This window comes from Sulfolobus sp. B1 (assembly GCF_007050195.1).
In the GTDB taxonomy this organism is placed as follows: domain Archaea; phylum Thermoproteota; class Thermoprotei_A; order Sulfolobales; family Sulfolobaceae; genus Saccharolobus.
This window is the reverse complement of record NZ_QIMI01000067.1, coordinates 1-8,977: the sequence shown is the minus strand read 5'-3', so window position 1 is coordinate 8,977 and position 8,977 is coordinate 1. Positions and strand designations below refer to the sequence as shown.

Annotated in this window: 10 protein-coding genes; 4 read left to right on the top strand and 6 right to left on the bottom strand. The window is 34.3% G+C overall.

Translation table 11 applies throughout. From position 1 onward, the window contains the following. From DMP16_RS05925 to DMP16_RS05915, 3 genes are all read right to left on the bottom strand, one after another. Window positions 1–422 (bottom strand): type II toxin-antitoxin system VapC family toxin (locus tag DMP16_RS05925; RefSeq protein WP_069281455.1); only part of this gene is annotated, 422 nt, incomplete at its 3' end. After that, window positions 406–660 (bottom strand): antitoxin, encoded by a 255-nt coding sequence (locus tag DMP16_RS05920; protein ID WP_069281456.1) that lies wholly within the window; start codon window positions 658–660, stop codon window positions 406–408. The genes DMP16_RS05920 and DMP16_RS05925, both read right to left, overlap by 17 nt. Before the next feature lie 40 nt (window positions 661–700). Beyond that, complete coding sequence (locus DMP16_RS05915; RefSeq protein WP_069281458.1) at window positions 701–1,339, bottom strand: MBL fold metallo-hydrolase; 639 nt, start codon at window positions 1,337–1,339, stop codon at window positions 701–703. A gap of 791 nt (window positions 1,340–2,130) precedes the next feature. On the opposite strand from DMP16_RS05915, the gene DMP16_RS05910 reads away from it, so the two are divergent. From DMP16_RS05910 to DMP16_RS05900, 3 genes are all read left to right on the top strand, one after another. Next, window positions 2,131–3,570, top strand: coding sequence for an MFS transporter (locus tag DMP16_RS05910; RefSeq protein ID WP_069281459.1), 1,440 nt, complete (start codon window positions 2,131–2,133; stop codon window positions 3,568–3,570). 29 nt (window positions 3,571–3,599) lie between these two features. Next, complete coding sequence (locus DMP16_RS05905) at window positions 3,600–4,532, top strand: sodium:calcium antiporter (protein WP_185957823.1); 933 nt, start codon at window positions 3,600–3,602, stop codon at window positions 4,530–4,532. A 110-nt stretch (window positions 4,533–4,642) separates the two neighbouring features. Continuing rightward, the gene (locus DMP16_RS05900) at window positions 4,643–5,896 is read left to right on the top strand and encodes an APC family permease (protein WP_069281461.1); all 1,254 of its coding nucleotides are present in this window, start codon (window positions 4,643–4,645) and stop codon (window positions 5,894–5,896) included. Here DMP16_RS05900 and hjc read toward each other — a convergent pair. Both hjc and DMP16_RS05890 read right to left on the bottom strand, forming a co-directional pair. Beyond that, window positions 5,893–6,294, bottom strand: a complete 402-nt coding sequence (gene hjc / locus DMP16_RS05895; RefSeq protein ID WP_069281463.1) for a Holliday junction resolvase Hjc — start codon at window positions 6,292–6,294, stop codon at window positions 5,893–5,895. The two genes, DMP16_RS05900 and hjc, sit on opposite strands and share 4 nt — an antisense overlap. A 122-nt stretch (window positions 6,295–6,416) precedes the next feature. Next, on the bottom strand, window positions 6,417–7,595 hold the full coding sequence (locus DMP16_RS05890; RefSeq protein WP_143576971.1) for a hypothetical protein: 1,179 nt from the start codon (window positions 7,593–7,595) through the stop codon (window positions 6,417–6,419). Window positions 7,596–7,704: 109 nt separating this feature from the next. Here DMP16_RS05890 and DMP16_RS05885 point away from each other — a divergent pair, with 109 nt between their 5' ends. Beyond that, entirely contained in the window at window positions 7,705–8,280 is a 576-nt protein-coding gene (locus DMP16_RS05885; protein ID WP_069281467.1) for a metallophosphoesterase family protein, read from the top strand. A gap of 4 nt (window positions 8,281–8,284) precedes the next feature. Here the strand turns inward: DMP16_RS05885 and msrA are convergent, their stop codons facing one another. Beyond that, window positions 8,285–8,830, bottom strand: coding sequence for a peptide-methionine (S)-S-oxide reductase MsrA (gene msrA, locus DMP16_RS05880; protein WP_069281465.1), 546 nt, complete (start codon window positions 8,828–8,830; stop codon window positions 8,285–8,287). Window positions 8,831–8,977 lie beyond the last annotated feature (147 nt).

Sequence of the window (8,977 nt, the reverse complement as noted above, 5' to 3'; positions counted from 1 at the left end):
GATACCCCATCACCCACTAGAAATAGACTATATAATTGAGTATTTTTAAGAGAATTCAACAACTTTAAATCTGTAGTGAGGATCTTCCCATTTATCTTATTAGCTAAGGCTATTAGAGAAGCATCATAAACTGTTATACTATATTTTAATCCCATCTCATATGCTTCCATGATAACTTCTTTACCCTCATGAACTGTAGAATTAGATATTAACTCGTATCCATTTTTTAGAATCTCCATTGCCTTATCATTACTTATTTCTCCTCTAGCAACTCTCTTTCTTATAACATTAGTGAATTCATAGTATATGAGATCCAAGAAGTGGTATTCTTCGTTCTTTTCCATTTCCTCTCTGATGTATTTACTTAACTTTTCAGGTATATATAATGCTACTAAAGCAGACGTATCAACGACTATCCTCATCTCTGTCTTGCCTTACTAACTCATAGGAGGGTATAAAACTCTTATTGCTTAACTCTTCTCTAATTTTGTCAGCGTTTTGTAAAAGCCTTTTCATCTTCTCTTCCCTGACTACTCGTTCTAAGTATTGCCTTACCAGCTCAGAGTAGTTTATGTTTAGCTCTTCTAGATCCTTCTTAAGCTTCCTACTAACCCTTATTGATATTACTTCACTCATAAGATTTACTTTAACTGTAAACATAAAAGGTTTACTCTCTGCGTCTTTGAAACGTTTTAAGACTTTACACAAGGAATTTGGAGGAACTTATACCATGAGAGACGTAAACCATAGATGGCTTGAGGGACTTTATCTTTTCTACGCTTTTCTGTAATTCATTGAAATCCTCATATATTGAAGGGTATTTCAATCCTTCTTTAGTACCTTGTAACAGATCACCTACAATAACCGAATTAATTGATGGAAGATATATTGACACTGAATCGTCAGTATGACCTGGTGTTTTAATTATTTCCACACCATCTACTAGCTCCCCCTCATTGAGCTCAAAGTCAACTCTAACTGGATTAAGTTTCTTAAAGAGAAACGGTTTTCCTATGGCAAAAAAAGTCTTCATGATTAAGGAGTGTAGTACTGGTTCTCTGATTTCACCTCGTTCTAAATACTTTACACCGTTCTTATCAATACCAAACTTAGCTCTATCCAATACTTTCCTTACTTCATAAGCACCTCCTATATGATCTCCATGAGAATGCGTAAACACTACATATTTCACTTCTTCTAATTTCTTATTGATCTTAGTTATAGCATTTATAATTCTCTCTCCACTACCTTGAATTCCACAGTCGACGAGGATTGAACCATTATCAGTAACGATCAAAAACGCTTTCACAAACCTCAAAGGAATTTCGTATACCTTCATTGACTCTATAATAAGAAATGACGAATAAATATGTTTTGACCTTTCATCTAACTTTAAGATATCTATGATACCTTAATCGATCATGGAGAAGATCCTCTTTTTTATTCTGTGAAAATATTTCTAAAGTTTTCATGAGTCTTGGAGCTATATCCTTTAATCCAATTCATTTGGGAATACTGATGGAAGATATTACTTTCAATCTATGTAACGATTAGAAGGACAATTATTTCTACTGGAATAAACGGGATTAAAACTCTAAGTAATATTTTGTCGAGTTAACTGGAGGTTAACTTGGCAAATTAACGTAACAGAATTTTCAGCTGAGAAAAGCCCTCAACTCTCCCTAAATTCAATAAAAAACGTGGGACTTAAACACGTCTTAAGAAACCCACTACTTCTCATGGACTAAGAATTGTTAATAGAGAAATAAAGTATAATACATTATTACTCAATCTATCTTCACTAATTACTTAAAAAAATGAGACAGTTAGGAATTATTCAATTATACTATTATTTAGCTAGAATAAGCTCTAAACATTTACGTGGGAAGAGTCTAGAGTAAAGGTAAAATCAAAAGATATTTCGACAAAAATATATTTAGATCGTATTAATTACTAATATTAGGAATCATTTGTATAAGAGACATCAGCATTTCTTGGATTAACTTCGACCTTGAATGAACTGTCTTTCAACAACATATAATTCTTATAAAGGTGTACCTTCTGGCTATAAAACGCCGTTAAACTTCTCATAACAAAAGGATTAAATAGTTAAATAATTAACATTTTATTATGGAGGCAAGGAATCTAGCATTATTTGTAGTAGTCTTGGGAACTCTAATGTCGGCTGTTGATACTACGATCGTTATACTGGCTATTCCATCAATTGCTCAAGAGTTACATACTGATCTATACACGATCATTTGGGTTATCATTCTTTATTTGCTAGTAATAGCCGTATTTACTACACAACTAGGAAGAATTGGTGACATTTATGGAAGATCTCGTTTATATAATTTAGGATTCGCAATATTTACAATAGGCTCCGCTTTGTGTGGAGCATCGCCTAGTGCCTTATTCTTGGTAGGCTTTAGAGGAGTTCAAGGGCTAGGAGCAGCAATGATGCAAGCGAATTCCGGGGCTATAGTTGCCGATATATTTCCCCCAAATCAAAGGGGGAGAGCTTATGGCTACACATCAATTGGTTGGAATGCTGGGGCTACACTAGGAATAGTATTAGGTGGTTTTATCACAACATTCATAGGTTGGCGTTATATTTTCTATATTAACGTGCCAATAGGTATAATTGCTATAATCCTTGGGTTAAGGTACATAAAGAGCTTTGAGAGGAGAAAGGTTAAGCTTGATATAGGAGGAATGTTAAGCTTGTTAGCCTCTTTGTCTTTGATAGCATATGGGAGTGCTGATATAGCTGGGGAGGGTGTCAGACCATTAAACATATACATGATCTTAGGTGGTATAGTTTTGTTGGGAATATTTGGATTGATTGAAAGAAAACAGGAATTCCCCATAATAGATTTTGGAGCGTTTAAAGCTAATAGAGTATTCACTTACTCTCTTATGTCATCTTTTATGCAAACTACTGGCTACTTAGCAACAGCTTTCATAATTATTATGTATTTACAAGGTATTAGAGGTCTATCTCCGTTTAGTGCCTCTTTGCTTTTAGTACCAGGTTATGTATTGGCTAGCTTAGTTGCACCTTTCACTGGTAGATTGTCAGATAAAATAGGAGCTAGAATCCCAGCTACTATTGGGTTAGCGTTAATGATATCAGCAGTGTTGTTATATGTAAAATTCTTAACCTTAACTACTCCACTTTACTTCATAATCATAGCCTCTACAATAGGCGGTTTAGGATCATCGTTATTTTTCCCAGCAAATAACAGTGCAATTATGGCTAATGCACCAAGAGGTTTTTATGGTGGAGCCTCTGGCATAGCTAGAACATTATCAAATATAGGAACATTACTTAGTTACACAATAGCTATTAGCATAGCCTCTATAACAGTGCCTAGATATGTAGCATTTGAGGTTTTCTTAGGGACGACCAATTTAATAGGTGGAGTAGCTAGTTCATTTCTAATAGGCTTAAGGTCAGCATTTTACGTTTCAGTAGGTATATTAGCTGTTGGACTAGTTTTATCAGCATTAAGAGGAAAGGAGTATAGGACACAATTGACTGTTCAACAAAAACAAAATAATAATTAAAGCTTTATAGGATTAAAGTAGATTTTTCCATTAGGTTGATATTCTTCTGGCTTAAGTTCATAGGCATCTTTATAGGAATTTTTATTTCAGCCGAATTGCTAGCCAAGGGCGCGGATGAGTTAGAGGACTTTTTAGGACAAGGCATTTCTGGAGGAATAATACTCGGAATCCTCACTGCTTTACCGGAGACAATATTTGTGCTCATAGCCTCACTAAAAGGTGACTTCGATATAGCTTTTGGTTCAGCTTTAGGCGGAAATGTTTTACTATTTACTTTCGGAATAGGACTCGTAGGAATTCTGTATAAGCTGAGGTGGAAAAGTGACTTATCTATTAATGCAGAGTATGAGGTAGAAAACAAGTTTCTCCTCCTTACCACCTTAGTGATTGCTGGGATCACAATTTACGGGACTTTAAACATTATAACCGGAGTACTCCTATTCCTAATTTACGCTTGCTACGTGGCTTACAGGATAAGAAAATTTAGAGGTGAGAGGCATGAAGAAAAAAATGGATTAGGCATAAGGAAATCAGTTATGTTCATGATCATAGGAGGATTACTTCTTATCCTATTATCTCAACCCTTCATTGAATACATCAATACGATTTCTAGCTTATTCAACGTCCCAGCAGTATGGCTTTCTTTAGTGATCTCTCCTATAGCCGGTGAGTTAGAGGAAAAAATATCTGCAATAAGATTAGTACAAATGTCTAAGACTGGTGGATCACTATCTATTCTTAGCTTTGTAGGTAGTAAGATAGAGAATTCTACCATACTGCTAGGAATAGTAGGAATTTTTACCGAGTATCCAATTTACTCTTCTTTGCCAGAAATATTGTCAATGATAGTAGCCAACGTTATAGCCTTGTACATATTATTTGATAAGAAGCTAAAGTTATCCGAATCCATTGCCCTAGTCACAATTTACTTTGCAATTGTCTTTTTATCTTTTATAATATGATAAAAGGAGAGATACCTCGCTCTTTAGTGTGGGAGGAGGTAAGCATTCTCTCATCTCTTTATACGCCAAGCATATTAATTTTATAATTCTCACTGAATCATTTAGACCTAGTGAACAGAAAGAAACTTTCAACCTTTGAAGCATTTTCATTATCCTTTGGTGGACAAGCTCCATTTACATCTATAATAACCTTTGGAACTATTGGGCTACAGATCGGAGGGAATTTTCTAACAATTGCAACTATAATTGGCACTGTAATAGTTCTGATAAACGGATTAGTAATATATAAATTATCCTTGAAGTTCGCCCAACAAGGAGGCTACTTTACATATGCCTTCTACTCACTAACAGAAAGATTAGGGTTAATAACAGGTTGGGTTTTCATACTTTATGCTTTCTCGTACGGAGGAACTTTACTAGCCGGATCAATATATATCATTTCTAGTTATATAAAAATGCAGTTCCTCACTTACGATATCTTTACTCTCATAATAATTGCAGTGTCAGCTTCACTAATAATAAGAGGACTGGAAGTATCGACCAAGTACGCAGAGTTTATCTCAATAGCAGAAATATTAGCAATAATCATCAGCTCCGTTGTATTATTAGCTAAATCGCAACACCTAGCCTCAGTTTTAAGCATGCCATTGCAACCATTCCTTGTAATACTCTACGCTATTGGAATGCCCATTGGATACGGTAACTTAAATCCCATGTCCGAGGAGATAAGGAATGCTAGGAGGATGGTAGGTTTAATTACAGTTTTAGTAATATTATTAGGCGGATTACTCTCTGCGTTACTGTTTTACGCTGTGTCACCCTATGGAACAGACCTAATAGGAGTGTTAAAACACAATGTAGGCTTTATTTTTCCATACCTTATTTTCTCTGCCTTAAATGGTGGAATCTTAGGTGGTATAGCTTACATAATCTCTATGTCCAGAATAGTTTACGCAATGTCCATTAAAAAATTCTTACCATTAATATTCTCGGCATTTAGTAATAATAGACCATTTAATGCGGAAATCTTCTCGTTAATAACATATTCCATATTTCTCTTCTTGTTCATCCATTTTTACGGAATCTACGATACTTTCCTATTTTTAGGAGGATTAACAGTATTAAGTTACTTGACAATATCAATCTCAGCTAGTTTTTCATTATTCAGAATATCGGTTAAGAAGTTATGGAAGAGAAAAGGAAGTGTAACTTTAGCCCTACTATCAGCTATACTGTCCGGAGCTATACTAGTATTTTCCATGCAGGAGAGTAGTCCTATAATAAACTATGTTTTCTTAGGTTGGATTATAATAGGTTTTATCTATACTGAGCTTCTCGAAATGATTAGCAAGGAGAAAAATTAAATTAAGACTTCCTCTCTTCTGTTAACTTTATTGAGCAAGAACTCATCTATAGGCACAGAATTGTCAGAGCTTACTAATATATCCTCTATCTTAGTTAAGACAACTACTCTCCACTGATGAAACTTCTTAAATTTCACGGCTATAAGAGGTATACCTTCCATTGTGAACATTGATAGAAATTCAAATAACTTCTCAACTTGAATACTCCTTACTTTGACTTTTTCTTCCCAAGTACTTTTACACTCTATCGCCAGCAAAGTGTTTTCTTTCGTCGCAAAGACATCAGGCAATGGATTATGAGATGAATTAGAAGTAGGAATTCTCACCGCTTTAAATCCGTTTTCTTTTAAAAGCGAGACTAGTTCCCTCTCCGCGTTTTTACCTATATCTCTATTCACGATAAGGAGTTATTATCATAAATATAATTAAGACTTTTTGCCTAAGGAAAAGAGCTGAATGACTTTAATTATTGTAAAAGTTATTTATGACATATATCTCGTCTAAAGATAGTATCAAGTTTTTAGATATAAATAGATTGGATTAGATTTATGTTCAGAATTAATAACGTTATGCTATACTTTCTGTCAAGTAATACACAAATTAATAAATTCCAACTGTCATCAACATCACTCCAAGGACCACCGTGAACATAAACAATTCCTATCCCCGGAACTCTTCCCCTATTAGATTTAATTATCCATGTAGGTACTTCAACCTCACTCTTTATTTTAATATACTCAACTTCACCTAAATTTAACTCTAGCTCATTGCCAACTACTACCTCTCTTTCTCCCTTAATGTTTACTCTATACACCTTATATGGGGAAACTAAAGACGAATGTGAGAAGTATATATAATCTCCTATTTTAGTTGCTCCACTTATAGTTCCGTGAGGAGTGTCTACTAGCTTGCCGTTTAAAAATAACTTAGACCTACCATCCCTCTTACCAATTATTAAGTTGTCATCCGGATCATAAAATATCTCTACGGGTTTGTACTCATATATATCCTTTTCTGGGAAATTAACCCTCTCGTAAGAATTAGAGTTAATGTCGTAAGTGTATACCCAATATGATTCGCCTGGATTCTCGTAATCACTTGAAATATATATTTTGTCCCCCTTTATACGATATGAGACATTAACACTATCTTTTTTAGGTGTTAGTATCTTAAACTCTCCATTAAGATTAGCTATGAAGAACTCTTGAGATTTAGGATTAACTTGCACTACTCCAGTGATTAAACCATTTTCTACATCGGTCACGAAAGAGAAGGGAGGCACTTGGGATAATCTACTTAATTTTCCTCCTTCAACTGCATAAAGAAATGCTCCATCGTTTGAAGAGCCTACAAACGCTATAGTTTTATCATCATAAGCTAAACCCATTATTCTAACCTTGGGAGAGGTTAACTCGTATTCCTCTCCTTTTAAATTGCATATATAAACTGAGTGAACCTCTTTTCCTCTTTCCACATCCCTAGTAAAGGGTAAGAAATCTAGATTAGCCTTTGGTGTAGAAGGCATAGCTATCGGTTCCTTAGTTAATCTGATTATCTTTCCGTCAATTAAGGCTGAGATATTAGTTTCTCCTTGTGTGGTAGAGTAAAACACTAGGTTGTCTTTTAACTTTCCTAAAACGTAATATGTGGGAATTTTAACCAGACGTTCTAACTCTTTAACTATTTCCGAGTATTCCATGTTTTTAACTATATTTTACAAATATATATGTCTTACGTAAATTATAATTTATCAAGAATGTTTTTCAGTAAATGAAGATTTATTAGCTTATAAAAACAGTCTCAAAAACATGAGGGAGATATCCTTTGAGTGGAATGGTAAGATACTAGTTCTCTCTGACATTCATTACCCTAAATGTAACATAGATGAGATAAATAAGGTAATAGATAGTGAGAAACCTTCATTAATAATACTTCTCGGAGACATAATTACTGAAGGATGGGAGGAGAGTTATAGGGAGTTCATATCTAAGTTAAAAATGAAGAGGAACATAATTTACGTTAGGGGAGATGAGGATAAGTTAAAAGGTGATTTTGACGTCATAAAAATAAAGACATATGGGAAATCTTATATTCTTCTTCACGGTCATCAATACTTTAATGAAAAGCAAGAGTATTCTTTAGCTAAGTTATTAAAGAAAATAAACCAAAAACTCCCTCCATTACTATTTTGCTTAATGTTTAGACTTGTTCTCCACGACTTTAGGGACGTTTTAATATTAGGTCATTCTCATGCTTTAGTTCACTTCAAAAGTGTAAAATGTGTAAATGCAGGTACTATGTCAGATGTTACTAACAACATATACAATGATAAGGGATATGTAATTATTGATGAAGAAGGTGTAAAAACTTTTAAGATAGTTTAACTGTTTACGCTTTACTCGAGATCTTCTCTAAATCTACTTTATCGGGGAAATATTTCATGAACTTCTTGATCTTAGGGCTGATGACTAAAGTGCAATAGGGATAATATCTATGCCTCTCATAAAATTTATGATGATACTCTTCAGCCTCGTAAAAAACTTCGAATGGTACTAACTCTGTGACAACTTTCTTACCTAATTCCTTTTCCACCTCCTTTATTACTTCTTCAGCTATCTTCTTCTGTTCCTCGTTATGGTAAAGGATGATTGACCTATATTGAGGACCTACGTCATTACCTTGCCTATTTGGAGTTGTTGGGTCGTGTATTGCAAAAAATATTTCCAAAATCTCCTTATAGGAAATAACAGAGGGATCAAAAGTTATTTGAACTACTTCCGCATGACCAGTCTCACCTGTGCAGACTTCCTCGTAAGTCGGATTTGGTACCTTACCTCCAGAGTACCCCGGCTTGACGTCAATTACTCCTTTTACCCTTAAAAAGACAGCTTCAGTACACCAGAAACACCCTCCACCTAGTGTTGCTACTTCCATATTTAATAATATGTATTAGAGGAATAAATATAGTTGTTAAATTCTTTCTAATACCTTAATAAACTATTATATTTTATTGACGAGAAATATAGAACCATAAATAAACTATTACTATATTTTATCCCTCTACATAATTAAAGCTAAATC

Coding starts and splice junctions, on each gene's coding strand:
- msrA (WP_069281465.1), bottom strand. CDS start 8,830: ATGGAAGTAGCAACACTAGGTGGAGGGTGTTTCTGGTGTACTGAAGCT.
- DMP16_RS05915 (WP_069281458.1), bottom strand. CDS start 1,339: ATGAAGGTATACGAAATTCCTTTGAGGTTTGTGAAAGCGTTTTTGATC.
- DMP16_RS05885 (WP_069281467.1), top strand. CDS start 7,705: ATGAGGGAGATATCCTTTGAGTGGAATGGTAAGATACTAGTTCTCTCT.
- DMP16_RS05920 (WP_069281456.1), bottom strand. CDS start 660: ATGTTTACAGTTAAAGTAAATCTTATGAGTGAAGTAATATCAATAAGG.
- DMP16_RS05890 (WP_143576971.1), bottom strand. CDS start 7,595: ATGGAATACTCGGAAATAGTTAAAGAGTTAGAACGTCTGGTTAAAATT.
- DMP16_RS05910 (WP_069281459.1), top strand. CDS start 2,131: ATGGAGGCAAGGAATCTAGCATTATTTGTAGTAGTCTTGGGAACTCTA.